21 protein-coding genes are annotated in these 26218 nt (G+C 71.7%); 19 read left to right on the top strand and 2 right to left on the bottom strand.

The window, feature by feature from the left end; translation table 11 throughout:
* The first annotated feature begins 2 nt into the window (after nucleotides 1-2).
* The 8 genes from ruvB (at nucleotide 3) to GGQ54_RS00685 (ending at nucleotide 9705) form a co-directional block, all read left to right on the top strand.
* A complete protein-coding gene (gene ruvB / locus GGQ54_RS00720) occupies nucleotides 3-1073 on the top strand; it encodes a Holliday junction branch migration DNA helicase RuvB (RefSeq protein WP_343045808.1) in 1071 nt (356 codons plus the stop codon).
* A 149-nt stretch (nucleotides 1074-1222) separates the two neighbouring features.
* Nucleotides 1223-1627, top strand: a complete 405-nt coding sequence (gene yajC / locus GGQ54_RS00715) for a preprotein translocase subunit YajC (RefSeq protein WP_179443640.1) — start codon at nucleotides 1223-1225, stop codon at nucleotides 1625-1627.
* Nucleotides 1628-1650: 23 nt separating this feature from the next.
* Nucleotides 1651-3306 (top strand): protein translocase subunit SecD, encoded by a 1656-nt coding sequence (gene secD / locus GGQ54_RS00710; RefSeq protein WP_343045807.1) that lies wholly within the window; start codon nucleotides 1651-1653, stop codon nucleotides 3304-3306.
* Nucleotide 3307: 1 nt separating this feature from the next.
* Entirely contained in the window at nucleotides 3308-4549 is a 1242-nt protein-coding gene (gene secF / locus GGQ54_RS00705) for a protein translocase subunit SecF (RefSeq protein WP_246292502.1), read from the top strand.
* Nucleotides 4546-5103 carry an adenine phosphoribosyltransferase gene (locus tag GGQ54_RS00700; RefSeq protein ID WP_179443639.1) on the top strand — a complete coding sequence of 186 codons (558 nt, stop codon included), beginning with the start codon at nucleotides 4546-4548 and terminating at the stop codon, nucleotides 5101-5103. Before secF ends, GGQ54_RS00700 begins: the two co-directional genes overlap by 4 nt.
* A gap of 9 nt (nucleotides 5104-5112) precedes the next feature.
* Nucleotides 5113-6225 carry a potassium channel family protein gene (locus GGQ54_RS00695; RefSeq protein ID WP_179443638.1) on the top strand — a complete coding sequence of 371 codons (1113 nt, stop codon included), beginning with the start codon at nucleotides 5113-5115 and terminating at the stop codon, nucleotides 6223-6225.
* 103 nt (nucleotides 6226-6328) lie between these two features.
* Nucleotides 6329-8668, top strand: coding sequence for a RelA/SpoT family protein (locus tag GGQ54_RS00690; protein ID WP_179443637.1), 2340 nt, complete (start codon nucleotides 6329-6331; stop codon nucleotides 8666-8668).
* Nucleotides 8669-8799: 131 nt separating this feature from the next.
* On the top strand, nucleotides 8800-9705 hold the full coding sequence (locus tag GGQ54_RS00685) for an intradiol ring-cleavage dioxygenase (protein ID WP_179443636.1): 906 nt from the start codon (nucleotides 8800-8802) through the stop codon (nucleotides 9703-9705).
* 128 nt (nucleotides 9706-9833) lie between these two features.
* On the opposite strand, the gene GGQ54_RS00680 is transcribed toward GGQ54_RS00685, so the two are convergent.
* Together GGQ54_RS00680 and GGQ54_RS00675 are read right to left on the bottom strand one after the other, a co-directional pair.
* Nucleotides 9834-10523, bottom strand: coding sequence for a DedA family protein (locus GGQ54_RS00680; RefSeq protein ID WP_179443635.1), 690 nt, complete (start codon nucleotides 10521-10523; stop codon nucleotides 9834-9836).
* A 131-nt stretch (nucleotides 10524-10654) separates the two neighbouring features.
* On the bottom strand, nucleotides 10655-12022 hold the full coding sequence (locus GGQ54_RS00675; protein WP_179443634.1) for a DUF349 domain-containing protein: 1368 nt from the start codon (nucleotides 12020-12022) through the stop codon (nucleotides 10655-10657).
* Nucleotides 12023-12109: 87 nt separating this feature from the next.
* Here GGQ54_RS00675 and hisS point away from each other — a divergent pair, with 87 nt between their 5' ends.
* The 11 genes from hisS (at nucleotide 12110) to alaS (ending at nucleotide 26218) form a co-directional block, all read left to right on the top strand.
* Nucleotides 12110-13435: a histidine--tRNA ligase gene (gene hisS / locus GGQ54_RS00670; RefSeq protein WP_179443633.1), complete on the top strand. Its 1326-nt coding sequence runs from the start codon at nucleotides 12110-12112 to the stop codon at nucleotides 13433-13435.
* 72 nt (nucleotides 13436-13507) lie between these two features.
* On the top strand, nucleotides 13508-14194 hold the full coding sequence (locus GGQ54_RS00665) for a DUF899 family protein (protein ID WP_179443632.1): 687 nt from the start codon (nucleotides 13508-13510) through the stop codon (nucleotides 14192-14194).
* A gap of 91 nt (nucleotides 14195-14285) precedes the next feature.
* On the top strand, nucleotides 14286-15599 hold the full coding sequence (locus tag GGQ54_RS00660) for a hypothetical protein (protein WP_179443631.1): 1314 nt from the start codon (nucleotides 14286-14288) through the stop codon (nucleotides 15597-15599).
* 153 nt (nucleotides 15600-15752) lie between these two features.
* On the top strand, nucleotides 15753-17591 hold the full coding sequence (gene aspS / locus GGQ54_RS00655) for an aspartate--tRNA ligase (RefSeq protein ID WP_179443630.1): 1839 nt from the start codon (nucleotides 15753-15755) through the stop codon (nucleotides 17589-17591).
* Nucleotides 17588-17962, top strand: coding sequence for a DUF4870 domain-containing protein (locus GGQ54_RS00650; RefSeq protein ID WP_179443629.1), 375 nt, complete (start codon nucleotides 17588-17590; stop codon nucleotides 17960-17962). Before aspS ends, GGQ54_RS00650 begins: the two co-directional genes overlap by 4 nt.
* A gap of 37 nt (nucleotides 17963-17999) precedes the next feature.
* Complete coding sequence (locus GGQ54_RS00645; protein ID WP_179443628.1) at nucleotides 18000-18650, top strand: alpha/beta hydrolase; 651 nt, start codon at nucleotides 18000-18002, stop codon at nucleotides 18648-18650.
* Complete coding sequence (locus tag GGQ54_RS00640; RefSeq protein ID WP_179443627.1) at nucleotides 18647-20008, top strand: replication-associated recombination protein A; 1362 nt, start codon at nucleotides 18647-18649, stop codon at nucleotides 20006-20008. The genes GGQ54_RS00645 and GGQ54_RS00640 overlap by 4 nt, the downstream gene beginning before the upstream one ends.
* A gap of 70 nt (nucleotides 20009-20078) precedes the next feature.
* Nucleotides 20079-22076: an acyltransferase family protein gene (locus tag GGQ54_RS00635; RefSeq protein WP_179443626.1), complete on the top strand. Its 1998-nt coding sequence runs from the start codon at nucleotides 20079-20081 to the stop codon at nucleotides 22074-22076.
* Between the two features lie 45 nt (nucleotides 22077-22121).
* Complete coding sequence (locus tag GGQ54_RS00630; RefSeq protein WP_218843577.1) at nucleotides 22122-22577, top strand: DUF948 domain-containing protein; 456 nt, start codon at nucleotides 22122-22124, stop codon at nucleotides 22575-22577.
* On the top strand, nucleotides 22574-22867 hold the full coding sequence (locus GGQ54_RS00625) for a hypothetical protein (RefSeq protein ID WP_179443625.1): 294 nt from the start codon (nucleotides 22574-22576) through the stop codon (nucleotides 22865-22867). The genes GGQ54_RS00630 and GGQ54_RS00625 overlap by 4 nt, the downstream gene beginning before the upstream one ends.
* A 672-nt stretch (nucleotides 22868-23539) precedes the next feature.
* Complete coding sequence (gene alaS / locus GGQ54_RS00620; RefSeq protein WP_179443624.1) at nucleotides 23540-26218, top strand: alanine--tRNA ligase; 2679 nt, start codon at nucleotides 23540-23542, stop codon at nucleotides 26216-26218.

Here is a 26218-nt window from a genome sequence, read left to right as displayed (position 1 = left end):
GGGTGTCTGCCGACAGCGATTCCCGCGATCCCGGCGGCCGGCGCGACGGATCGCCGGTCGACCCGGCGGCCGGCCCGGACGAGGCGGCCGCCGAGGCCGCCCTGCGGCCGCAGCGGCTGGCCGACTTCGGCGGCCAGCCGCGGGTCGCCGACCAGCTCGGGCTCGTGCTGTCTGCCGCCCGCGGGCGCGAGCACGTGCCGGACCATGTCTTGTTGTCCGGGCCGCCGGGGCTGGGCAAGACGACGCTGGCGATGATCATCGCCAACGAGCTGGGCGTCGCGCTGCGGATCTCGTCCGGGCCGGCGATCCAGCACGCCGGCGACCTGGCCGCGATCTTGTCCGGGCTGGGGGAGGGTGAGGTCTTCTTCCTCGACGAGATCCACCGGATGTCGCGTGCCGCCGAGGAGATGCTCTACCTCGCGATGGAGGACTTCCGGGTCGACGTGGTCGTCGGCAAGGGGCCGGGCGCCACGGCCATTCCGCTGGAGATCCCGCGGTTCACCCTGGTCGGCGCGACCACCCGGGCCGGCCTGCTGCCGGGGCCGCTGCGCGACCGTTTCGGGTTCACCGCACAACTGGACTTCTACGATGCCGACGCGCTGCGCGAGATCGTGTCGCGTTCGGCGCAGCGCCTGGGCGTCGCGCTGGCGCCCGATGCCGCCGCCGAGATCGCCGGCCGGTCCCGGGGTACGCCGCGGATCGCGAACCGATTGCTGCGCCGCGTGCGCGACTACGCGCAGGTCAAGGCCGACGGCGCGGTGACGCTGGAGCTGGCGCGGGCGGCACTGGCGCTCTACGAGGTGGACGAGCGCGGGCTCGACCGGCTCGACCGTGGTGTCCTGGAGGCCATGTGTCGGCGCTTCGCCGGCGGACCGGTCGGACTGTCCACGCTGGCCATCGCCGTGGGCGAGGAGCCGGAGACGGTCGAGGAGGTTGCCGAACCGTTCCTGGTTCGGGAAGGGTTGATGATGCGTACCCCCCGCGGACGGGTCGCAACGCCCGCGGGCTGGGCGCATCTCGGCCTGCTGCCGCCGAACAATCGCAGCGATCCGAGCCTGTTCGACGCCGACTGAGCGCAGCGGGTCGGCGCGGCCGGTGCGGGATTCACGGGTTGTCTGGGTAGACTCCGGCGGTCGGAAGGCACGAGTGTGCGCGCCGTGCCCGCCGGGTAGGCGCGGGGACACGTGCGCAACGAGCAGAGCACCGCCGAACGAGGAGCCGAATGAATCTCGAGAACCTGACCACGCTCGGGCTGATCGCCCTGATGGTCGTCGGTTTCTACTTCCTGATCATCCGCCCGACCCGCAATCGGCAGAAGGAACAGGCGCGGACCCTCGAGTCGGCCACCGTCGGCGCCCGCGTGATGACGGCGTCGGGGGTCATCGGCACCGTCGCCGAGGTCGGCGACCGGCAGGCCCGGATCGAGATTGCCCCCGGGGTGATCGTGACCGTGGTCAAGCAGGCGATCGTGCAGGTGCTGCCCGATGGCGACGGCGACGAGTTCACCGACGTGCCGGCGGTCGAGGATCCGGCAGCGGAGCCCGCCGGACCCGAGAGCATTCCGCCGGCATCCGACCCGGTGAACGACCAGGACACCGGCGGTGCCAAGCCACCCGCCGACCGCTGAACGGCTGATGAGGTAACCGATCCGTGGCAGCACGAAAGATTCATCCTGTCCGCACGCTGATCATCTTCGGCGTGGTGATCGCGGCCCTGGCCGGCGCGATGGCGGCCTTCGGGACCTGGGTGCCCCGGCTCGGGCTCGACCTGCGCGGCGGCACCACCGTCACCCTGACGGCCACCAACACCACTGGAACCGGCGCCGTCGACCCGACCAGCCTGGAACAGGCCCGCCAGATCATCGAGCAGCGCGTGAACGGGCTCGGCGTCGGCGAGGCGGAGATCACCACCTCCGGTGACCGGCAGATCGTCGTCGCCGTGCCGAACGTCGACCAGGAAGAACTGGTCCGCCTCGTCGGCACCACCGCGCAATTGCGGTTCCGGCCCGTGTACCAGATGGAATCGGTGACCCCGCCGCCGAACGCCGGCGGTCAGCCCGGCGCCGAGGCGACCGCACCGCCGGAGGAACCACCGCCGGCCGAGGGCAACCGGCGTCCCGGGCCCGGTCTGCCGACGGCCCCGCCGGAGCCGCTCGCGCCGCGCCCCAGCGTCGAGGGCCAGCCGGGCGCGACGGCGCCCGACCAGGCGCTCAACTGGCAGCCCTCGGAACAAGACCTCGCCGACTTCGCCCAGTGGACCTGCGGTCAGCCGTTCCCGGACGTGGCCGACCAGCCGCTGTTCTCCTGCGACACGGCCGGGACGGCGAAGTTTCTGCTCGGTCCGATGCTGATCAGCGGCCAGGACGTGACCGGCGCGCAGGCGGGCATCCCGCAGGGCCGCTTCGAGTGGGTTGTCACGCTCCAGTTCAACGGTCAGGGATCGGCCGCCTTCGAACGGGCGACCGGTACGCTGGCCACGAAGCAGCAGCCACAGAACCAGTTCGCGATCGTGCTGGACGGCGACACCGTCTCCGCGCCGAGCGTCAACCAGCCCATCGCCGGCGGCCAGGCCGAGATCTCCGGCTCCTTCAACCAGGACAGCGCCAACGAGCTCGCCAACGTGCTGAAGTACGGCGCGCTGCCGTTGTCGTTCACGGTCGACTCGGCGGAGACGGTGTCGCCGACGCTCGGTGCGGACCAGTTGCGCGCCGGCCTGATCGCGGGCGCCGTCGGTCTGCTGCTGGTGCTCGGCTACTGCTTCCTCTACTACCGCGCGCTCGGCATCGTGGTGGTCGCCACGCTGGTGATCGCGGGTGCGCTGACGTATGAGGCAATGGTGCTGCTGGGTTCGATCACCGGTTTTGCGTTGAACCTGCCGGCCATCGCCGGGGCGGTGGCGGCGATCGGTCTGACGGCGGACTCCTTCGTCATCTACTACGCCAAGATCCGCGACGAGGTCCGCGAGGGGAGGACCCTGCGCTCGGCCGTGGAGACGGCGTGGGTCAAGGCCCGGCGTACCATCATGATCGCCAATGCGGTCTCGCTGCTCTCCGCGATCGTGTTGTTCATCCTGGCGATCGGTGGCATCCGCGGATTCGCGTTCACGTTGGCCCTGACCACGCTGATCGACCTCGCCGTGGCGTTCTGGTTCACCAAGCCACTCATGTCGTTGCTGGTGCGGACGCGATTCTTCGGTTCCGGCAAGTACCGGCTGTCCGGCCTGAGCGCTGACCACATGGGCGTCCGCCGACTGCCCGGCGGGCGGACCCGCGGCGCGGAACCCGCACTCGCCGGGAAGGGGGCCTGACATGGCAACCAAGCAGACCGATCCGACCGACGACACGTCGGGCGAGCCGATGGAGGCAGCCGAACGGACCACCGGGCCGGACCGGGGCGGCAGCGCCCTCGGCCGGCTGGCGCACCGGTGGTGGACCGGAAATCTGGCCTTCGAGTTCATCCGCGTCCGCAAGCGCTGGTACGCCGCCTCCGCCGTCGTCATCCTGATCTGCCTGATCGGGTTGTTGGTGCGCGGCCTGTCGCTCGGCATCGAGTTCACCGGCGGCGCCGCCTTCACCGCTCCGGCGCCCGACGCCGCCGCGGCGGTGCCGGTGGTGCGCGAGGCGGTCCAGAACTCCGGCGTACCCGACATGCAGGAGGTCACCGTCCAGGTGACCGGCGCCAGCGTCCGGGCCCAGACCCGTGCCCTGACGCCCGAGGAGACCACGACGGTTCGCACGGCGATCGCCGACAGCCTGCAGATCCCCCCGGACCAGGTCGCCAACAGCGTGATCGGCCCATCGTGGGGCCAGCAGGTGTCCAGCAAGGCCGCGCTCGCGCTGGGCATCTTCCTGGCCCTGGTGATGATCATGATCGCCATCTACTTCCGGGACTGGAAGTACTCGGCGGCGGCCATCGTCGCCTTGATGCACGACCTGATCCTGACCGTCGGTGTCTATGCGCTGCTCGGCTTCACCGTCACCCCGACCACGGTGATCGGCGTGCTGACGATCCTCGGCTACTCGCTCTACGACACCGTGGTGGTCTTCGACCGGCTCCGGGAGAACACCCGCGAGCTGTCCCGCAAGACCTATGCCGAGGAGGCCAACGACGCGGTCAACCAGGTGCTGATCCGGTCGCTGAATACGACCATGATCGGCATCCTGCCCGTCGTCGCGCTGCTCTTCACCGGCGCCGTGCTGCTCGGCACCGGACCCCTGAAGGATGTCGGCCTGGCCCTGTTGGTGGGCATGCTCGCCGGCGCCTACTCCTCGATCTTCATCGCCACGCCGCTGGTGGTGGACTTCAAGCGCCGCGACGAAGACGTGGTACGCCAGGACAAGCGGGTGCACAAGCGCCGCGACGAGGCCGAGCTGAAGGCCCGCAATGCCTCCTCGGCCAAGGTCAGCATCACCGAGACCGCCGACGAGGAAGGCACACCCGACGGCTCGGTACTCACGATGCCGCGGACCAAGGTCGACGATCTCAGACGCGGCGCAGCGGGGCGCCCACAACCCAGCCGAAAGACCCGCAGCGAGAGGAAATCTCGATGACATCTGTGACCCAGAGCCCCAGCGAGGCGAATGCCGGACTGATCGCGGACCTGATCCGCGACGTGCCCGACTTCCCCAAGCCCGGAATCATGTTCAAAGACATCACCCCGCTGCTGGCCCGCCCGTCGGGGCTCGCCGCCGCCGTGACCGAGCTGGTCGCCGCATCGCCGCGCGATGTGGACCTCGTGGTCGGGATGGAAGCGCGCGGGTTCATCTTCGCCGCCCCGATCGCGCTGGCGCTGGGGGCTGGGTTCGTGCCCGTCCGCAAGCCCGGAAAGCTGCCCGGCGCAACGGTTTCGGAGACCTTCGCCCTGGAGTACGGCACCGAGACCCTGACCGTGCACTCCGATGCCATCCCCGCCGGTGCGCGGGTGCTGGTGGTCGACGACGTGCTCGCGACCGGTGGCACGGTGGCCGCCACGGCCGCGCTGTTGAAGCAGCTCGACGCCGAGCTGGTCCAGGTGTCGGTGCTGTTGGAGCTGACCGCGCTGGACGGTCGCGCGAAGCTCGCCGAGCACGGGATCGAGCGGGTCTCCTCGGTGCTGCGCGCCTGAGGCGGGGCGATGCGCAATCCGGTGCGGGCGGGATGGAGTGCCCAGAAGATCCTGGTCAATCTGCCGGTTCGCGACGCCTCCCCGGTCCGCCAGCTCGCCATCCGCGCGCTGGTCGCGGTCGCCCTGGTGACGATCTCGACCGCGCTGGTCTGGTTCGACCGGGACGCCTACATCGACAACACCAACAGCGACGGCGTCTCGCTGATCGACGCGATCTACTACTCGACGGTCACCGTGACCACCACGGGCTACGGTGACATCACCCCGATCGAGCCGCACTCGCGGTTGATCAACGCGCTGGTCGTGACGCCGCTGCGTATCGCCTTCCTGGTGTTGTTGGTCGGCACCACCCTGGAGGTGCTGGCCAACCAGGGCCGGCGCATGTGGCTGGACAACCGCTGGAGGAAGAGGATGCGCAATCACACGGTGGTGGTCGGCTACGGCACCAAGGGCCGCAGCGCGGTCGGCACGCTGCGCCGACACGATGCCGATCTGGCGAAGGTGGTCGTGATCGACCAGAGCCCGGTGGGCATCGAGGACGCCAGCCTGGACGGGGTGGCGTCGATCCAGGGCGACGGTACGCGGCGCGACGTGTTGCGCCGCGCCGAGATCTCCAAGGCCCGCGAGGTGATCATCACCCTGGACCGCGACGACGCTGCCATCTTGTGCACGCTGACCGTGCGTCAGTTGAACCCGAGCGCGCATGTCGTCGTCGCCGTCCGCGAACAGGAGAACGGCTCCCTGCTGCGGCAGTCCGGCGCAGACTCGGTGGTGACCTCCTCCGATGCGGTCGGCCGCCTGCTCGGGCTGTCGGCTGTCAGTCCCGACATCGGCACCACCATCGAGGACCTGCTGGCCTCCGGCGAGGGCCTGGAGGTGGCGGAGCGGCTGGTGCGACCCGACGAGGTCGGCCGCTCGCCGGTCGAGATCGCCGGCGAACAGGTGCTGGCCGTGGTCCGCAACAAGACGCTGCGCCGGTTCTACGATCCGTCGGTGAAGACGCTCGCGACCGGGGACCAGTTGATCGTGGTACGCCGGTCCGAGGCCGAGGTGGCACGGCTGCGGGGCGGCGAGAGCTCGGCCCCCGGCCCCGGACGCGAATCCCGCGCCGAACTGGACTGAGGCCCCCGCCCGCCCTCGCGCACCGCCACGGCTGACTAGACTGGACCGACTGGTCAAAGCCGGCCCGACTCGCCGGGCCGAGCCCGAGGCGGGAGGGGTGCGGATGAGCGATGCGACACCGGACGATGCGCGCGCCGACGCACGGGAGCGGCCCGTGCCCGCGCCGGTGGACGTGCTCGCCGAGCCGATCGGGCGTACCAATCGATTGAGCTCCGGGCCCGAGCAACCTCGGTTGCGGATGCGCCAGCGGCTGGCGCGGCTGGGCGCGTCGCGCAGCCCGCAGATGGCCGTGCTGGATCCGCTGCTGAAGGTGATCAAGTCCCATCACCCGAAGGCGGACACCGCGCTGATCGAGCGGGCGTACCGCACCGCCGAGCACTATCACTCCGGTCAGCAGCGCAAGTCCGGCGACGCCTACATCACCCACCCGCTCGCGGTGACGACGATCCTTGCCGAACTCGGCATGAACGAGCCGACGCTGTGTGCCGCGCTGTTGCACGACACCGTCGAGGACACCTCCTACACGCTGACCCAGCTCGAGGCCGACTTCGGCGCCGAGGTGGCCCAGTTGGTCGACGGGGTGACCAAGCTGGACAAGGTTCGTTACGGCGACTCGGCGAAGGCCGAGACCATCCGCAAGATGGTGATCGCGATGTCGCGCGACATCCGGGTGCTGGTGATCAAGCTCGCCGACCGGCTGCACAACATGCGCACGCTGCAGTTCCTGCGGCCGGACAAGCAGCGCCGGATCGCGCGCGAGACGCTGGAGATCTTCGCCCCGCTGGCCCACCGGCTGGGCATGAACACCGTCAAGTGGGAGCTGGAGGATCTCGCGTTCTCGGTGCTGCATCCCAAGATCTACGACGAGATCGTGCACCTGGTCGCCGAACGGGCGCCGTCGCGGGAATCATTCCTGCGCGAGGTCACCGCGCAGGTGAATGACGACCTTCGCGATGCCAAGATCAAGGCGACCGTGCAGGGGCGGCCGAAGCATTACTACTCGATCTACCAGAAGATGGTGGTCCGCGGCCGCGACTTCTCCGACATCTATGATCTTGTGGCGCTGCGCATCCTGGTGGACAACCCGCGCGACTGCTATGCGGCTCTCGGCGTGATGCACGTGCGGTGGAACCCGCTCCCCGGCCGGTTCAAGGACTACATCGCGGTGCCGAAGTTCAACATGTACCAGTCGCTGCACACCACCGTGCTGGGGCCGAAGGGTGCCCCGGTCGAGCTGCAGATCCGGACCTGGGACATGCACCACAAGGCCGAGTACGGCGTCGCGGCCCACTGGAAGTACAAGGAGACCAGGAACGGCCAGGGCCAGGCGCCGGGCACCGAGCTGTCCTGGGTGCGGTCGCTGACCGAGTGGCAGCGGGAGACGACCGATCCCGGCGAGTTCCTGGACTCGCTGCGGTTCGAGATCAACACCTCCGAGGTGTACGCCTTCACGCCGAAGGGCGACGTGCTGGCGTTGCCGCAGGGGGCGACCCCGGTCGACTTCGCCTATGCCATCCACACCGAGGTCGGGCAGCGCTGCATCGGTGCCCGCGTGAACGGGCGTCTGGTCCCGCTGGAATCGGTGCTGAGCAACGGCGATGTGGTCGATATCCTGACCTCGAAGGCCGAGAACGCCGCGCCGAGCCGCGACTGGCTGAACTTCGTCAAGAGCCCCCGCGCGCGGAACAAGATCAAACACTGGTTCACCCGGGAGCGCCGCGAGGAGGCCATCGAGAACGGCAAGAACGCGCTCGCCCGCGAGCTGCGCAAGGCGGGCCTGCCGCTGCAGCGGCTGCTCACCGGCGCACATCTGGCGGAGGCGGCCCGGCACAACCGGCTGCGCGACGTGGACGCCCTGTACGCGGCCATCGGCGAGGGCAATGTCACCGCCGCATCGGTGGTCAGCCGGCTGCTGGTGCTCGAGGGCGGGGAGTCCGAGGACGAGACCGCCACCGATGTCGGGGTGGAGCGTCGGCGCTGGACCGACAAGGCCTCCGGGACGGGCGTTGCCGTGCACGGCGCCACGGATCTGTGGGTGAAGCTGGCCAAGTGCTGTACGCCGGTGCCGGGCGATCCGATCCTCGGGTTCGTCACCCGCGGCGCGGGCGTGTCGGTGCACCGCCGCGACTGCACCAATGCCGCGGCGCTGCTCGACCAGCCCGAGCGGCTGGTCGAGGTGTCGTGGGCGCCGACCGCGCAGAGCAGCTTCCTGGTCTCGCTGCAGATCGAGGGCCTGGACCGGCACGGCCTGTTGTCCGACGTGACCCGGGCCGTGACCGAGCATCACGTGTCGATCGTCTCCGCGAACGTGAACACCGGCCGCGACCGGGTGTGCAAGATCAGGATGAGCTTCGAGACCTCCGACCCCAAGCATCTGGACGCCCTCGCCAAGGCCGTGCGCCGCGTCGAGGGCGTCTACGACGTCTACCGCGTGACGTCCTAGCTCGCGGCGCGATCCGCGCGCAAACACGGGCACCGCGCCCGGGCAGGTTCACAGCCGCGCCAGCGGCGCCGCACAGCATCCCGCGCGCCCGCGGGGCTAGCTTCGGCCCCGATGAGGCGGAAAGGATGATCATGAACGAACCGACGAGCTATCGGGGCCGGCCGCTGCCCCGGCCGGGCGAGGACGTCGAGGACCAGGGGCTGGCCTTCGATCTCGGCACCCTGTTCGGCCGGCGCCGCATGCTGGCCCTGATCGGCGCCGCGGGCGCCGGGCTCGGGCTCGCGGCCTGCGGGGCGCTCCCGCAGGCCGGCGCGGAGGGTGCCGGAACGGGGGAGATCCCCGACGAGACGGCCGGCCCGTATCCCGGCGACGGTTCCAACGGCCCCGACCTGCTGGAGCGCAGCGGGGTGCTGCGCAGCGACATCCGGTCGAGCTTCGAGACCGGCAGCGCGACCGCGGTCGGCGTACCGATGAAGCTGGAGTTGATCATCACCGACCTCGCCGCGGGTACGCCCTTCGCCGGCGCGGCCGTCTATGTCTGGCACTGCGACCGGGAGGGCCGGTACTCGATGTATGCCGAGGGGCTGGAGGACGAGAACTACCTGCGCGGCGTGCAGGTCGCCGACGCCGAGGGCCGGGTCGGCTTCACCAGCATATTCCCCGCCTGCTACGACGGGCGCTGGCCGCACATCCACTTCGAGGTCTATCCCGCCGCGGACACGATCACCGACGCCGCGAACGCGATCGCCACCTCCCAGGTGGCGCTCCCGCGAGACGCCTGCGAGGCGGTGTACGCGACGGACGGCTACCAGACCTCGGCGGCCAACCTGGCGCGGGTCAGCCTCGCCACGGACATGGTGTTCGGCGACGACGGGGGAGCCTCGCAGCTCGCCACGGTGACCGGGGACGCCGAGACGGGCTATCGGGTCGAGCTGACCGTCGGCGTCGACACCCGGACCGCCCCCGCGACGGGTGGCGGGGGCCCCGGTGGGGCCGTGCCTCGGGCCTCGGGAGCACCGCCGCAGCCTCGCCGATGATCTTCTCCTCGGCCCCGCGGGCGGCGTGAGCACTTTGTGGTCACCTCAGGGCGCGTGAGTGACCACAAAGTGATCACGGCGCCGGGCCGCGCGTCTTGGTGACGCGGACGCCGGCGCAGGGACCGGGGTCAGCGCGGCGAGGAGCTGGACGCGGGGTCGGGTGCGGGGGCGTCGGGGCCGCCCGGCGTACCGACCCCGCGGCGGCGGTTGAACCACTCGAGCACCCGGTCCAGCGCGAAGCCGAGGACCAGCGCGAGGGCCACGGCGAGGGCGGCGGCGAGCAGCGGCTGGTCCTTCACCCAGCTCCCGGCCACGGTGCCGATGCCGATGCCGTACGCGGCCCACAGCGTGCCCGCCAGGATCGTCAGCGGCACGAACCGGCGCCGGGGATAACCGGTCGCCCCGGCCATCATGTTCACCGCCACCCGGCCGACCGGGATGTGCCGGGCGACCAGGATCATCACCGCCGCGCGGTGTTCGAGAGCACGCCGCGCCCACGCGAACGCTCGGGCCATTCGCTCGCCCCGCAGGAATCGGGGTCCGCGCTCGCCCCCGGGATGCAGCACCCGGCCGATCTGGTAGGCGACGTTGTCACCGGCGACGGCACCGAGGGCCGCCGCCAGGAAGAGCAGCGGCAACGAGGGGTTCCCGTCGCTCACCGACAGCGCGGCGAGGGACACCACGACCGATTCGCTCGGCACGGGGGGGAAGAATCCGTCGATGGTGGTCAGCGCGAGGACCACCGGGTACACCCACGGCGTGCTCGCCAGCGCGGTGATGGTTTCGGTGAGGTGCGACAGCACCGCGAGCAGGTCCATGACGCTGATTCAACCCATCAGCGCGCCCCGCCACCAGCCGAGAGCGGTCCCGCGCCGACCTTCCCGGGTCGGACCGGGGTCGGAGTGCGGGTGGTTCGGGGCGGCCGGACGCTGACCGGCCGGACGGCCGACTAACGGGAGAAGTCCTGCACGGCCTTCTCGGCCTGCTCCAGCCAACTGCGGTAGGTCGCCGCCGAGTCGCGCGCCTTCCGGGCCGCCGACGCATCGCCGCGTGCCTCGGCCTTCGCGGCCTTCTCCTCCAGCCCGGCGATCTGCGCGGTCAGCTTGTTCGCCGTGTCCTCCGCGCGCGCCCGGGCCTGCGGATCGGTACGCTTCCACTCCGCGTCCTCGGTGCTCCGCAGCGACTGCTCCATCGCCCGCACCCGGCCGTCCAGCGGCCGGATCGCATCGCGCGGCACCTTGCCGATCTCCGACCAGCGCTCCAGGAACTCCCGGAACGCGGCCCGCGAGCCGGCCAGGTCCTCATCGGGGCGGACCCGCGGCTCGTACTCCGCGAGCAGCGCCTCCTTCGCCTCCTGGTTGCCGCGAAACTCCTCGTCCTGGGCGCTCATCGCGGCATTGCGGGCCTCGAAGAACTGGTCCTGCAGGCCGCGGAAGCGCTGCCAGAGCTTCTCGTCGACCTCCCGCGGCGCCGGGCCCGCGGCCTTCCACCGCGACATCAGGTCCCGGAAGGCACCCGCCGTCGGGCCCCACTCGGTCGAGGTGGCCAGGCCCTCGGCCTCGCGGATGATCTTCTCCTTGACGCCCTTGGCCTGCTCGCGGCGCTCCGCCTGCTGGGCGAACTGGGCCTTGCGGCGCTTCGTGTACTGCGTGCGCGCGGAGGAGAACCGGTGCCACAGCTCGTCGTCGGTCGCCCGGTCGATCCTGGGCAGGCCCTTCCACTCCTCCAGCAGCGCCCGGAACCGGTTCACCCCGCCCCGCCAGTCGTTGCCGGCGGCGAGCTTCTCCGCCTCGGTGACCATCCGCTCCTTGGCCGACCGGGTCTCGGCCTGGTTGCGGGCGCGCTCCTCGCGGCGCTGCTGCTGCGCCTGGGCCAGCACCGGCTCCAGCCCGTCCAGTCGCGCGAGCAGTCCTGGCAGGTCGCCGACGGCATTGGCGCCGTCGATGCTGCGGCGTACCGTCCCGACGGCCTTGCGCGCCTCCTCCGGAGACAGCGCGCCGCCGCGGACCCGCGTCTCCAGTAACTGCACCTCCAGCGCCAGCGCGTCATAGCGCCGGGTGAAGAAGGCCAACGCCTCCTCCGGGGTCGTGTCCGGCACCTGGCCGACCGCGCGCTCGCCCTCGTCGGTCCGCAGATAGACCGTGCCGTCCTCGGCGACCCGGCCGAACGAGTCCGGCGCAGGTCCGGGGGCGGCGGCTTCCGGGGACGGAGCGGTGGGCAGCGGGGCGGCGCCCGGAACGGGCGGGCCGGCCGGCGACCCGGCGGCCGGCGCGGGGCCGGGCGGCGGGGCAGGGGTCGGCTTGTCGGACTCGGTCATGGATCCATACTGCCGCATCCGGCACTCCCGTCCCGGGCAGTGCACGAGGCCGGGCGAGCGGTCGCGCCGTGGCTAGGCTGGGCCGCCATGAGCCCGCGCGTGACCGCCCTGTCCGGATACCCCGAGTACCTGCCCGCGGGGCGCATCGTTGAACAGCGCGTGCTGGACCTGCTGCGGGAGACCTTCGAGCTGCACGGCTTCGGCTCGCTGGAGACCCGAAGCGTCGAGCCGCTGTCGGTGCTGGCCGGCAAGGGCGAGATCGACAAGGAGGTCTATGCGGTACGCCGCCTGCACGCCGACGCCGAGACCGAGGCCGAGCTCGGACTGCGCTACGACAACACCGTCCCGTTCGCCCGCTATGTCACCGAGTTCGCCGGCAAGCTGAACTTCCCGCTGCGCCGCTACCAGATCCAGAAGGTCTGGCGCGGCGAGCGACCGCAGCAGGGCCGCTACCGCGAGTTCACCCAGGCCGACATCGACATCGTCGGCGCCGATCAGCTCGCGGCCCACCACGACGCGGAGATTCCCCTGGTGATGCTGGAGGCATTCGGCCGGCTGAGCGACGAGCTGGGCCTGCCCGAGGTCACCATGCACGTGGCCAACCGCAAGCTGGCCGAGGGCTACTACCGGGGACTCGGCATCGCCGAGCCCGCCGGGGTGCTGCAGCGCGTCGACAAGCTGGACAAGATCGGGTCCGAGAAGGTCGCCGCGTTGCTGGTCGACGAGCTCGGGCTGGACACCGACACCGCGGCCGCCTGCCTGCGACTGGCCGAGATCCGGACCCCCGACACCGGCTTCGTCGAGCGGGTACGCGCCCTCGGCGTGTCCCACGAACTGCTGGACGAGGGGCTCGCCGAGCTCGCCGCGGTGATCGAGACGGCTCGTGCGTACCGGCCCGGCGGCGTCGTTGCCGATCTGCGGATCGCGCGCGGGCTCGACTACTACACGGGCACCGTCTACGAGACCGAGCTGGCTGGCCACCCCGAGCTCGGCTCGATCTGTTCCGGCGGACGCTACGACTCGCTGGCCAGCGATGGCAGGCACAGTTGGCCGGGTGTCGGGATCAGCGTCGGCGTGACCCGGCTGCTCGCCCCGCTCGTCGCCGCGGGGTGGGCCGACGCGTCGCGCAGCGTACCGACCGCGGTGCTCGTCGCCGTCGACGACGAGGCCAGCCGGCCCGCCGCGATCGACATCGCCGGCCGGCTGCGCGCGCGGGGGATCGCCACGGAGGTGGCGCCGAGGGCGGACCGGTTCGGCAAGCAGATCAGGTACGCCGAGCGGCGCGGCATCCCGTTCGTCTGGTTCGGCTCCGGTGAGGTCAAGGACATCCGCAGCGGCGAGCAGGTCGCGGCCGATCCCGATGCGTGGCAGCCGCCAGCGGGCGACCGGCGGCCGGCGGTACGCCTGCACTGAGCCGCAAGATCGGAGAAGCGCGCCCCCTCGCGACGGCCTAGGTTCGCAGAAACCACCGATCGAGGAGGGCACATGCCAACCGCGCTTCCGCCGGTCGCCGACGCGGCGACCTGGCAGGCCGAACTCGACGCGCTGCGCGCGCGGGAGAAGGCCGCGACCCACGAGCTGGACGCGATCGCCGCCCAGCGCCGCCGGCTGCCGATGGTGCAGATGCCGGACTACACGCTGGTCGGTGCCGACGGCCCGGTCCGGCTGGTCGACATCTTCGGCGACAAGCGCCAGTTGATCACCTATCACCACATGTGGTCGCCGGGACAGGAGTGGCAGTGTGCCGGCTGCACCGGGCTGACCAGCCAGTACACGCGGCTGGGCTTCCTGGACGCCTACGACGCCCGGTTCGTGATCGTCACGCAGGGTGCCATCGACGAGGTGCTGGCCTACCGGGAGAAGGTCGGGAACCGGATGGAGTGGTACTCGACGGCCGACAGCCCGTTCGGGGCCGACGTCGGCGCGCCGCCCGGCGGCGGATTCGGGTTCAACGTGTTCCTCCGCGACGGCGATCAGGTCTATCGCACCTGGACCACCGGCGGGCGCGGCGCGGAACAACTGAGCTTCAGCTTCGCGCTGATCGACGTCCTGCCCTACGGCAGGCAGGAGGACTGGCAGGATTCGCCGGACGGCTGGCCCCGGTCGCCGGCGTATTCGGGATGGCTCGGCTCGGAGCAGATCGCGAGGCTCTACGGCGACACCCGGGACTGAGCGGGTCGGGTGGCCCGTCGCGGAGTTAGTCTCGGCGTACCGCTGCCGGGCCCCCGCCCGCAGGTCCCCGCGCATGTTCCAGGGAGTCTCGATGAGCCAGCCGCCGCAACCGCCCAACGGTCCCGGATGGGGCCCCAGCGGGCCCGGTCAGGGACCGCAACAGCAGCCGCCGTGGCAGGGCCCGCCCAACCAGGGGCCACCGCATCGACCGCCCTACCAGGGGCCGCCCAACCAGGTTCCCCCGAACCAGCCCGGCCCGAACCAGCCCGGCCCGAACCAGCCCCCGCCGTCCTACCAGGGCCCGCAGCAGGGATACGGGCAGCAGGGGCACGGGCAGCAGGGGCACGGGCAGCAGGGGCACGGGCAGCAGGGCTACGGCCCGATGCCGCCGGGTGGCCCGGCCCCGAAGAAGTCGCGCAAGCTGCTGATCGGAATCGCGGCCGGCGTGGTCGGGCTGATCGTGCTGATCAGCGGGGGTGTGTTGATCAAGGGACAGCTCGACCGGCAGGCGGCCGAGCAGGCCGCGGCCGCCCACGAGGCGGAGAAGCAGCGTCGTGCGGACGGCGCGACCGAGACGGTCGAGCGGTATTTCGCCGCGCTGTCCGACGGCAATGCCGCCGACGCGCTCGGCCTGCTGAGCAACGTGCCGGACGATGCGCCGCTGTTGGCGGACAAGGCCGTCAAGCAGTCCCGCGACATCGCCGCGGTGGGCGGCGCCGAGGTCGGCGAGGTCACCGTCTCCGACGCGCTCGACAGCGCCCAGGTGGATGCGACCTACACCGTCGGCGGGGACTCGCAGAGCTACACGTTCGAGCTCACCAGTACCGGCGACGGCTGGATGATCGACAACGGGCTCGCAGAACTCACCCTGGTCTCCGACGGGGCGCTGCAGGTGAACGGCCAGGCGATCGAGTCCGGATCGGCTGCGCTGGCACTGCCCGGCGGGTACGCCATGACGACCGGCTCGGACCGGGTGCAGTACACCGAGCGGGAGATCGTGGTCGGCAAGCCCGGACCGGCCGAGTGGACCGGCACGATGGAGCTGACCGACAACGGCCGCAAGTTCGCCCTGGACCAGGCAAAGCGGTCGCTCGACAAGTGCGCCTCGGCCAAGGAGCTCGCGCCGGAGGGGTGCCCGTTCGGCATTCAGGCGGGCACCAGCCAGAAGGTCGACTCGGGCAGCATCGACTGGAACATCAAGAACGACCCGATGCGGGGCGCGAAGGTCGAGTACAGCCCGGACGTGGCGACGATCCGGACCACCGTGAAGTGGGAGTTCAGCGCCACCGGCACCTGCCGCGGTGGAGCGTCGTGCACCTTCGAAAGCGATGGCGAGCCGACGGCGTCCTTCGTGCTGACCGGGGTCAGCGGGGGCAGGCCCACCGGGCAGTGGCTGCCGTTCTGATGGCGCTCGCCGGTGGCGGCGTACCCACCTCGCCGATGCTGAGGTGATGCCGGGGTAATGGGTGTGCGCCGGCTGCCGGGCGGGGCATAGCATCGCCCTGACCGGCGCCCGCACCGTCGATGCGGGGCCACGACGAGAGGAACAGCGACACCCGTGATGCGCACCCACGAGGCCGGGACCCTGACCGCGGCCGATGCCGGAACCACCGTCACCCTCGCCGGCTGGGTGGCCCGGCGCCGAGATCACGGCGGCGTCGCCTTCCTCGACCTGCGCGATGCCTCCGGGATCGCCCAGGTGGTGGTCCGCGACGAGGTGCTGGACGCCTCGGGCGCGCACGACCTGCGCAACGAGTTCGTGATCAAGGTCGTCGGCACCGTGGAGCTGCGCCCCGAGGGCAACGCGAACCCGGACCTGCCGACCGGCGAGATCGAGGTGGTGACCAGCGAGCTGGAGGTGCTCAATCCGTCCGCCCCGCTGCCGTTCCAGATCGATGATCGCTCCGGGGTGGGCGAGGAGGCGCGGCTGCGCTACCGATACCTGGACCTGCGCCGCCGCTCGGCCGGCGACGCGCTGCGGCTGCGCTCGCAGGTCAGCCGGGTCGCCCGCGACGTGCTGGGCCGGCGCGGCTTCGTCGAGATCGAGACCCCGACGCTGACCCGCTCCACGCCGGAGGGGGCCCGCGACTTCCTCGTGCCCGCCCGGTTGGCGCCCGGTTCCTGGTACGCGCTGCCGCAGAGCCCGCAGCTGTTCAAGCAGTTGCTGATGGTCGCCGGGATGGAGCGCTACTACCAGATCGCGCGGTGCTATCGCGACGAGGACTTCCGGGCCGACCGGCAGCCGGAGTTCACCCAGCTCGACATCGAGATGAGCTTCGTCGACCAGGACGACGTGATCGCCCTGGGCGAGGAGCTGGCCCGCGAGATCTGGGCGCTGAAGGGCGTCGAGCTGACCCCGCCGTTCCCGCGGATCACCTGGCACGACGCGATGGATCGCTACGGCTCCGACAAGCCGGACCTGCGGTTCGGCAACGAGATCGTCGAGGTGACCGACTTCTTCGCCGACACCCCGTTCCGCGTCTTCCAGGCCGACTACGTGGGCGCGGTGATCATGCCCGGGGGCGGCGACCAGCCCCGCCGGCAGTTCGACGCCTGGCAGGAGTGGGCGCGCCAGCGCGGCGCGAAGGGGCTGGCCTACGTCACGGTCGGCGCGGACGGCGAGCTCGGCGGCCCGGTCGCCAAGAACATCTCCGACGCCGAGCGCGCCGGCCTGGCCGAGCGGGTCGGGGCGCAGCCCGGTGACGCGATCTTCTTCGGCGCGGGGGAGCGCCGCGGTTCCCAGGAGCTGCTCGGCGCCGCCCGGGTCGAGATCGCCCGGCGTACCGGCATGATCGAGCCCGGCGCCTGGGCCTTCTGCTGGGTGGTCGACGCGCCGCTGTTCGAGCCCGCCGCCCAGGCGGTGGCCTCGGGCGATGTCGCGGTCGGCTCGGGCGCCTGGACGGCGGTGCACCACGCGTTCACCTCGCCGAAGCCGGAATCGATGGACACCTTCGACACCGATCCCGGCTCCGCGCTGGCCTATGCCTACGACCTGGTCTGCAACGGCAACGAGATCGGCGGCGGCTCGATCCGTATCCATCGCCGCGACGTGCAGGAGCGCGTGTTCAAGGTGATGGGCCTGAGCGAGTCCGAGGCGACCGAGAAGTTCGGCTTCCTGCTCGACGCGTTCGCCTACGGCGCGCCGCCGCACGGCGGCATCGCGTTCGGCTGGGACCGGATCGTCGCGCTGCTGGCCGGCACCGACTCGATCCGCGACGTGATCGCCTTCCCGAAGTCCGGCGGGGGCTACGACCCGCTCACCGGCGCACCCGCGCCGATCACCAGCCAGCAGCGCAAGGAGGCCGGCGTCGACGCGCGGCCGGAGCAGGCCGACAAGACCGATCGACCCGCGCAGGACGGCGACCGGACCACCGAGCCAGGTGAGGAGCAGAGATGACGGGCGACATGCGGGCGGGCGGCGACGACCGGACGCTGGCGGTGCTGGCGCACCTGTCCGCGATCATTGCCATGATCATCTCCGCGGGCTGGCTGAGTTTCGCCGGGCCGCTGCTGATCTGGCTGCTGTTCCGCGGGCGCGGGCCCCTGGTCCGAGGTTCGGCGGCCGGTGCGTTCAACTTCAACCTGTGGGCCTGGCTGATGACGGTGATCGGCTGGATCCTGTTCATCACCGTGATCGGGATCCCGGTCGCGATCATCCTCTGGGTGATCGCCGCCGTGCTCACCGTCGTCTGTCACGTCATCGGCGCCCTGCGAGCATCCCGCGGCGAGCTGTACCGCTACCCGGCACAGATCCCGATCCTGCACTGAGCGGTCGTTGTCGGACCGTCCCCCTAACATGGCGGCCATGTCTGCCCTGACCCCAGATCCGGCCGAGCTGCAGGTGCGATTCTCCGCCGACCCGTCGACCTCGGGCGCTGACCGGCTGGTGGTGCTGCTGCACGGTTTCGGGGCCGACGAGGCCGACATGCTCGGTGTCGCGCCGCACCTCCCGGACGGCTTCGTCGTCGCCGCTCCGCGCGCGCCGTTCGCGCTGCCCTGGGGTGGCCGCGCCTGGTATCCGCTGGAGCTGGTGCCGGGCGGGATCGTCGACGCCCCGGCCTATGCCACGCAGGCCGCGGCGGCCGCAGCGACGGTGCTGGAATGGCTGGCTGGCCAGTCCGGGCGCTGGCGCGAGGTCTTCATCGGCGGCTTCTCCCAGGGCGCGAGCGTCGGTCTCGCCGCGATGGCGGCCCGACCGGAGGCCGCGGAGGGCTGGCTGGTCCTGTCGGGCTTCGTGGCGCCGGGTACGCCCGAGCCCGCGCCGGCCGACCCGCTGCCGCGGGTCTTCTGGTCGCGCGATGTCGCGGACCCGGTCGTGCCGGCCCGCTGGGCCGAGGCGACGCAGACCTGGCTCGACGGACACGCGCGGGTCGATGTCCACACCTATCCCGGGCTCGGCCACTCCCTCGACGCGCGGGTGATCGCCGACCTCGATGCGTTCCTGGTCGCCGGATGAGCGAGGACCTCTTCGGCAACACCACACCGGCCGCGACCGGGCGTGGCCGCGGCGGCGGCAGCCTCGATGCCGACCACGACCGGCTGCCGCTGGCGGTGCGGATGCGCCCGCGTACCGTCGACGAGATCCTCGGCCAGCAACACCTGCTCGCGCCGGGCGCGCCGCTGCGCCGCCTGGCGACCGGCGAGGCCGCGATGTCGGTCTTCTTGTGGGGCCCGCCCGGCGTGGGAAAGACGACCATCGCGAGCGTGGTGTCGCAGACCGCCGATGCCCGGTTCGTCGAGCTGTCGGCGGTGACCGCGGGGGTCAAGGAGGTCCGCGCGGTGCTGGAGGAGGCCCGGCGTGATCTCGCGCGCGGCGTACCCACCGTGCTCTTCGTCGACGAGGTGCACCGCTTCTCCAAGGCGCAACAAGACGTGTTGCTGCCGGCGGTGGAGAACCGGATCGTCACCCTGATCGCCGCGACGACGGAGAATCCGAGCTTCTCGGTGATCAGCCCCCTGCTGTCGCGATCACTGCTGCTCACCCTGAAGCCGCTCACCGATGACGACATCGGCACCCTGATCGACCGGGCCCTGGTCGAGCAACGCGGTCTCGGCGGGCGGTACGCCCTGACCGCCGACGGCCGCGAGACGCTGCTCCGGATGGCCGGAGGCGATGCGCGTCGCGCGCTCACCTTCCTCGAGGAGGCCGCCGCCGGGGCGAGCGCCGAGGGCTCGACCAGCATCGACCCGGCGACCATCGAGCGGGCCGTCGACGTGGTCGCGGTGCGCTACGACCGCGACGGCGACCAGCACTACGACGTGATCAGCGCCTACATCAAGTCGATGCGCGGCTCCGACGTGCAGGCCGCATTGCACTACCTGGCGCGGATGTTGCAGGCCGGCGAGGATCCCCGGTTCATCGCGCGCCGACTGGTCATCGCGGCCTCCGAGGACATCGGGATGGCGGACTCCAGCGTGCTGCAGACCTGCGTCGCCGCCGCCCAGGCCGTGCAACTGATCGGCATGCCCGAGGCCCGGATCAATCTCGCCCACGCCACCGTCGCCTGCGCGATGGCGCCGAAGTCCGATGCGGCCTACCAGGGGCTGGAGCGCGCCAGCGCCGATGTCCGCGCCGGCCGGATCGGGCAGGTCCCGCCGCACCTGCGCGACGCCCACTACGCCAGCGCGAAACAGCTCGGGCACGGCGTGGGCTACCGGCACGCGCACAATTCCCCGCACGGCGTCGCCGAGCAGGCCTATCTGCCCGACGAGCTGGCCGACGCCCGCTACTACGAGCCGACCGAGCACGGGCGCGAGGCCGCCGTTGCCGAGCGGCTGCGGGTGATCGAGGAGCTGCTCGGCCGGAGGCGCTGAGCGGGTAGGGTGGGCGACTGTTTGTCGACACCGACCGCCGAGTACGGACCCAGACCAGCGAGGTGCCCGGATGACGTTCCGCCCCGAGATCCACGGCCTGCGCGCCGTAGCCATCGGGCTGGTCGTGCTGCACCACGTCTGGTTCGGGCGGATCTCCGGTGGAATCGACGCGTTCTTGCTGATCGGGGCATTCCTGCTCACCGGGACCTTCCTGCGCCGGCATGACCGGGGCGAGGACGGACGGCCGCTGCAGGTGCTGTTCTCGCGGATGCTGCGCCTGGTGCCCGCGGCCGCGGTGACCGTGGCGGCGGTCGTGCTGGCCACCCCGTTCCTGATTCCCGGTACGCGCTGGGCCGCGATCTGGCAGCAGGCCGTCGCGGCGCTGACCTTCCGGCAGAACCAGGTGCTGATCGACTCGGCCGTGAACTACTACACCGCCGCCTCGGAGCTGACCAGCCCGCTGCAACATTTCTGGTCCCTGTCCATCCAGGGGCAGGTGATCATCGCCTTCTGCCTCGGCCTCGGGGCGATCACCACCATCCGCGACGGGCGGCGAATGCGGCGGGTGCTGGCCGCGGCGTTCGGCGTGCTGTTCGTGGCGTCCTTCGCCCACGGGGTCGCGAGCACCGCGCAGGCGCCGGTCGCGGCGTACTTCGCGACCAGCGGCCGGTTGTGGGAGTTCGCGCTCGGCGGGCTGCTGGCCCTGGCGGTCGAGCGCTGGCAGGTCGGTGGCCGGGCCGGCACCGTCCTCGGCGCGCTGGGGCTGACGACGCTGCTGGGCGCCGCATTCGTGCTGCCCGCCGATGTCCGCTATCCGGGTGTGGTCGCCCTGGTTCCGACGCTGGCGACCGCGGCAGTCATCCTGAGCGGCGGTGGCGGGCAGATCACCCGGGGCCTGCTGCAGCACCGCGTGACGGGCTGGCTGGCCGAGCGTTCCTACGGGCTGTTCCTGTGGCACTGGCCGCTGCTCACGTTCTGGATCATCGTCACCGACGACCCGTCCGTCGGGGTGGTCCAGGGTGCCGCGGTGATCGCCGCGAGCCTGGTCCTGGCGGCGCTGACCCGCCGCTTCGTCGAGGTGCCGCTGCGGGACTGGCGCCCGCGGTTCGGCCCGCTGCCGGGGTGGACCCGAGACGGCGCGGTGGCCGGCGTGACGCTGGTCCTGGTGGTCGGCCTGGTGCTCGGCGTCCAGCGCTGGGAGGACGCGGAGGCCGCCCGGGCGTCGGCGCAGCCCATCTCGGCGAATCCGGGCGCGCGGGTGCTCGAACCGGGCTACGACCCGGCCGACGCGGTGCCCGGGCCGCTGCTGCCGCTGCCCAACCGGCTGTCGGCCGAATGGGCGCCGGAGATCGACGTGTGCCCGGACTATGCCTTCGGCGAAGGCGTCGCCGCCCGCTGCAAGCTGTTCGAACCCGAGGGGGAGACGACGGCGACCGTCGCGGTGGTCGGCAGTTCGCACGCCGCGCAGTGGGTGGGTGCCCTGCTGCCGATCGCCCGGGACCGCGGCTGGCGGCTGCTGCAACTGGAGATGGCCGACTGCGAGCTGCGCGGCGAGCTGGACGACGCCGCCGCCGACTGCGCGGCCTTCAACCGGGAGGCCACCCAGAAGGTGCTCGACGAGCGCGCCGACGCCGTGCTGACCGTGGCGACCCGGACCGGCTGGCAGGAGCCGGACGAGATTGCCGTTCCGGGGTACGCCGAGGCGGTCGCCCCGTTCGTGCAGGCCGGGATGACCGTGCTGGCGGTCCGGGACAACCCGCGCTGGGCCAAGGATCCCGCGGAGTGCCTGGCCCGGTACGGCAGCGATTCACCGCTGTGCGGGGCGCCGGCCGAGGAGATGCTGGCGGCGGATTCGCCGCTGGCCGAGGTGTCCGGCGACCCCCGGGTGGTCGGCATCGATTTCACCGACCTGCTGTGCCCGGACGGGTACTGCCCGGCCGCCATCGGCAATGTCGGCGTCTACCTCGACACCCACCACCTCACCCGCAGCTATCTGCAGACCGCGCGGCCGCAGGTGGAGAAGGCCCTGGACCGCGCGACGGGGTGGACCGTCGACGGGCCGCGGTGACCACCGGGCGACCCCGGCCGGCGCCGGACGGCTAGGCTCGCGGCCATGACTGTGACCCTTGGCGGAGTGGCCGGCCTGCTGGCCGCCATTGCCCTGTTGATCTTGGTCGGTTTCCTGGCGGTGCCGCTGTACAAGCTCGGCAAGCTGTTCGACTCGATGCGGGAGACCGTCGACGAGATCGGCGACGAATCGGTGCCGATCCTGACCGAGCTGCAAGGCACCGTCCAGGCGACCAATGTCGAGCTGACCAAGGTCGGAGTGGTCACCGACGATGCCGCGAAGCTGTCCGGCAGCGTGAGCACCATCGCCGAGAACGGCGCCCAACTGTCCAATCTGATGACCACCGCCGTCGGCGGCCCGATCATCCGGCTGACCGCCTTCGTGCACGGGCTCCGGCTGGCCGTGGGGCAGCGGCGTCGGCGTGGCGAACGCAGGCGGGCGCGCGGCCCCCGTCCCGATCGGGCCGACATCGTCACCCGGACGGATCTGGAGCCCCGGTGATCCGCAATGTCGTCCTGCTCGGCGTCGGCGCCGTCGCGGGGGTGCTGGTCTTCCGCTGGGCCCGACGCAAGGTGGATGCCGTGATCGCCGAGACCCGGCCGGACGCCGTCGTGGCCCGCGTCGCCCGCGGGGCCCAGCACGTCGGCAACCAGATCGCCGACTTCGCCGACGATGTGTTGATCAACACCCGCCGCCGCGAGTCCGAGATCCGGGCCGAACTGGGCATGGCCCCCGTCGTCGAGCAGATCGACCCGGAGCCGGCCGAGTCGTTGGCCCGCCGCCGCGCCTGAGCTGGTCGAGCCTCGTCGGTCAGCCCGGCAAGATTGGTTGGTCGAGCCTGTCGAGACCGGACGGGCGCTTCGCGCCGAAAGCGACCACTCGTCGGGCTTTCGGCTGCCTTGGGCCTGGGAAGTCCACCACAATCGGGGCGAGTGGTCGGTTTCGGCGGGCGGGGTGGGTACGCCGCGCGCTCGGGCTGTGCTCGGGGCTTGGTCGGCGCTGGCTTCCTCGCTTGCTCGACCGGCGCTGGCTTCCTCGCTTGCTCGACCGGCGCTGGCTCCCTCGCTTGCTCGACCGGCGCTGGCTCCCTGCTTGCTCGACCGGCGTTGGTCGAACCTGTCGAGACCGCTCGGGGCGCTTCGCGCCGAAAGCGACCACTCGTCGGGCTTTCGGCTGCCTTGGGCCTGGGAAGTCCACCACAATCGGGGCGAGTGGTCGGTTTCGTCGGGCGGGGTGGGTACGCCGCGCGCTCGGGCTGTGCTCGGGGCTTGGTCCCGACGGCGCCCGCTTCGCGAGCTTGCTCGACCGGCGGTGGATGGGTGGTCTCGACGGCGCCCGCTTCGCGAGCCTGCTCGACCGGCGGTGCGATCGCTGCTCGACAGGCGTTCGGCGGGCGCGGCGCTAGGCTGTACGCCGCCCGCCCGCGCGGGCGTACCCACATCGCTCGACCCCGAAGGAACTCGATGAAGACGGCCGACATCCGGCGTACGTTCCTGGACTTCTTCGTGCGCAACGGCCACGAGCTGGTCCCGTCGTCGTCGCTGGTCTACCCGGACCCGACCCTGTTGTTCGTGCCGGCCGGGATGGTGCCGTTCAAGCCGTACTTCACCGGCGAGGAGAAGCCGCTGTGGGACCGGGCCACCAGCGCCCAGAAGTGCGTGCGGACGCTCGACATCGACGAGGTCGGCAAGACGACCCGGCACGGCACGTTCTTCCAGATGCTCGGCAACTTCTCCTTCGGCGACTACTTCAAGGCCGACGCCATCCGCTACGCGTTCGAGCTGATCACCACCCCGCAGGGCGCCGGCGGCCTCGGCTTCGACCCCGACCAGCTCTGGGTCACCGTGCTCGGGCCGGGCCACCACCCGGACTATCCGGACGGCGACGTGAAGGCGCGCAAGCTGTGGCGCAAGGTCGGCATCCCCGACGAGCGGATCCAGGGCCGGGGGCTGGCCGACAACTTCTGGCAGATGGGCGTACCGGGCCCCGGCGGCCCGTCCTCGGAGATCTACATCGATCGCGGGCCGGCCTACGGCCCGGACGGCGGCCCGATCGTCGACGAGGACCGGTTCCTGGAGATCTGGAATCTGGTGTTCATGTCCGAGGAGCTGTCGGCCGTGCGGTCGAAGTCCGACTTCGACATCGCGCACCCGCTGCCCAGCAAGAACATCGACACCGGCATGGGGCTGGAGCGCACGGCGTACCTGCTGCAGGGCGTCGACAACATGTACGAGATCGACGAGATCTTCCCCGTCATCGAGCGCGCTGCACAGCTCGCGGGCAAAACCTACGGCGCGGACCGTGAGGACGATGTGCGGCTGCGCGTCGTGGGCGACCACGTGCGGTCCTCGCTGATGCTGCTCACCGACGGGGTACGCCCCGGCAACGAGGCCCGTGGCTACGTGCTGCGCCGCCTGCTGCGCCGCTCGGTCCGCGCGATGCGGCTGCTCGGCGTCGACACCGCGGTGCTGCCCGAGTTGTTGCCGGTGAGCAAGGACCTGATGGCGCAGTCCTGGCCGGAGGTGGAGGCCAACTGGGACGGCACCTCGACCGCGGCCTATGCCGAGGAGGGCGCCTTCGCGCGTACCCTCACCGCGGGCACGCAGATCTTCACCGGCGCCGCGGCCCGGACCCGCGCGGCCGGCGGCGACACGCTGTCCGGCGAGAGCGCGTTCCAGTTGCACGACACCTACGGCTTCCCGGTCGACCTGACCCTGGAGATGGCGGCCGAACAGGGGCTCAAGGTCGACACGGAGGCGTTCGCGTCGCTGATGGCCGAGCAGCGCGACCGCGCGAAGGCCGATGCCCGCGCCCGCAAGGGGCTCGCGACCTCGACCGAGGCCTACCGCCAGCTCCGCGCCGACGGCGAGACCCGGTTCACCGGGTTCACCGAACTCGGCGAGGAGACCCGGATCCGCGGCCTAATCCGCGACGGCGCGGTGGTCCCCGCGGCCACGGCCGGCGAGGTCGTGGAGGTCGTGCTGGAGGAGACCCCGTTCTATGCCGAGGCCGGCGGGCAGGACTCCGATTCCGGCACCATCCGCGCCGACGGCGCCGACCTCACGGTGCTGGACGTGCAGCGGCCGGTGCCGGGGCTGATCGTGCACAAGGTCCGCCTGGAGGCGGGCGAGCTGCACCCCGGGCAGCGGGTCACCGCCCAGGTGGATGCCGACAACCGGCGCGGCGCCTGCATGGCCCACACCTCGACCCACATCATCCACGCGGCGCTGCGCGAGGCGCTCGGCCCGACGGCGGTCCAGGCCGGCTCCTACAACCGGCCCGGCTACCTGCGCTTCGACTTCCGCAGCAACCAGCCGCTGAGCAAGGACCTGCGCGACCAGATCGAGGGGCGTTCGGCCGAGGCGATCGGTGACGACCTGCCGGTCAGCGCGACCGAGATGAGCCTCGACGAGGCCAAGGCGCTCGGGGCGATGGCGATGTTCGGCGAAAAGTACGGCGAGCGGGTCCGGATGGTCGAGCTGGGCGGTGCCTGGTCGCGGGAGCTGTGCGGCGGTACCCACGTCGCCGACACCTCCCAGATCGGCCTGCTGACCCTGACCGGGGAGTCCTCCGTCGGTTCGGGGGTACGCCGGGTCGAGGCGCTGGTCGGCCGCGACGCCTTCGACCGGCTGGCCGCCGAGCGCAGCCTGGTGCTCGGCCTGGCCGACACCCTCCGGGTCCAGCCGGACCAGCTCGCCGACCGGGTCTCCCGGATGGTCACCCAGCTCCGCGAGGCCGAGAAGGAGATCGCGGCCCTGCGCGCGGAGCGGGCGCGGGCGGCGATCGGGGACCACCTGGCCGGGGCCAAGGACCTCGGCGGCGTGGCCTTCGTCGGCGTGCGGGCCGACGCCGCCGGCAACGACCTGCGGACGCTCGCCCAGGAGGTACGCGACCGGCTGGGCGAGCGGCCCGGCGTGGTGGCCCTGATCGGCGGGCCGGACGACAAGCCGGGCATCGTGGTCGCGGTCAACGGCCCGGCCCGCGATCGCGGGCTGAACGCCGGGGAACTGGTCCGGGTCGGCGCGTCCGAGCTGGGCGGCAAGGGCGGCGGCAAACCCGACCTGGCCCAGGGCGGCGGCACCGACGGGTCCCGCGCCGACCAAGCGCTCGGGGCGGTCGAGCGCGCCGTGTCCGGCGGCTGA

Origin of the sequence: Naumannella cuiyingiana, assembly GCF_013408305.1 — a bacterium.
Taxonomy (GTDB): domain Bacteria; phylum Actinomycetota; class Actinomycetes; order Propionibacteriales; family Propionibacteriaceae; genus Naumannella; species Naumannella cuiyingiana.
Note: the sequence above shows the minus strand (reverse complement) of the source record. Positions and strands in the feature narration are given on the sequence as shown.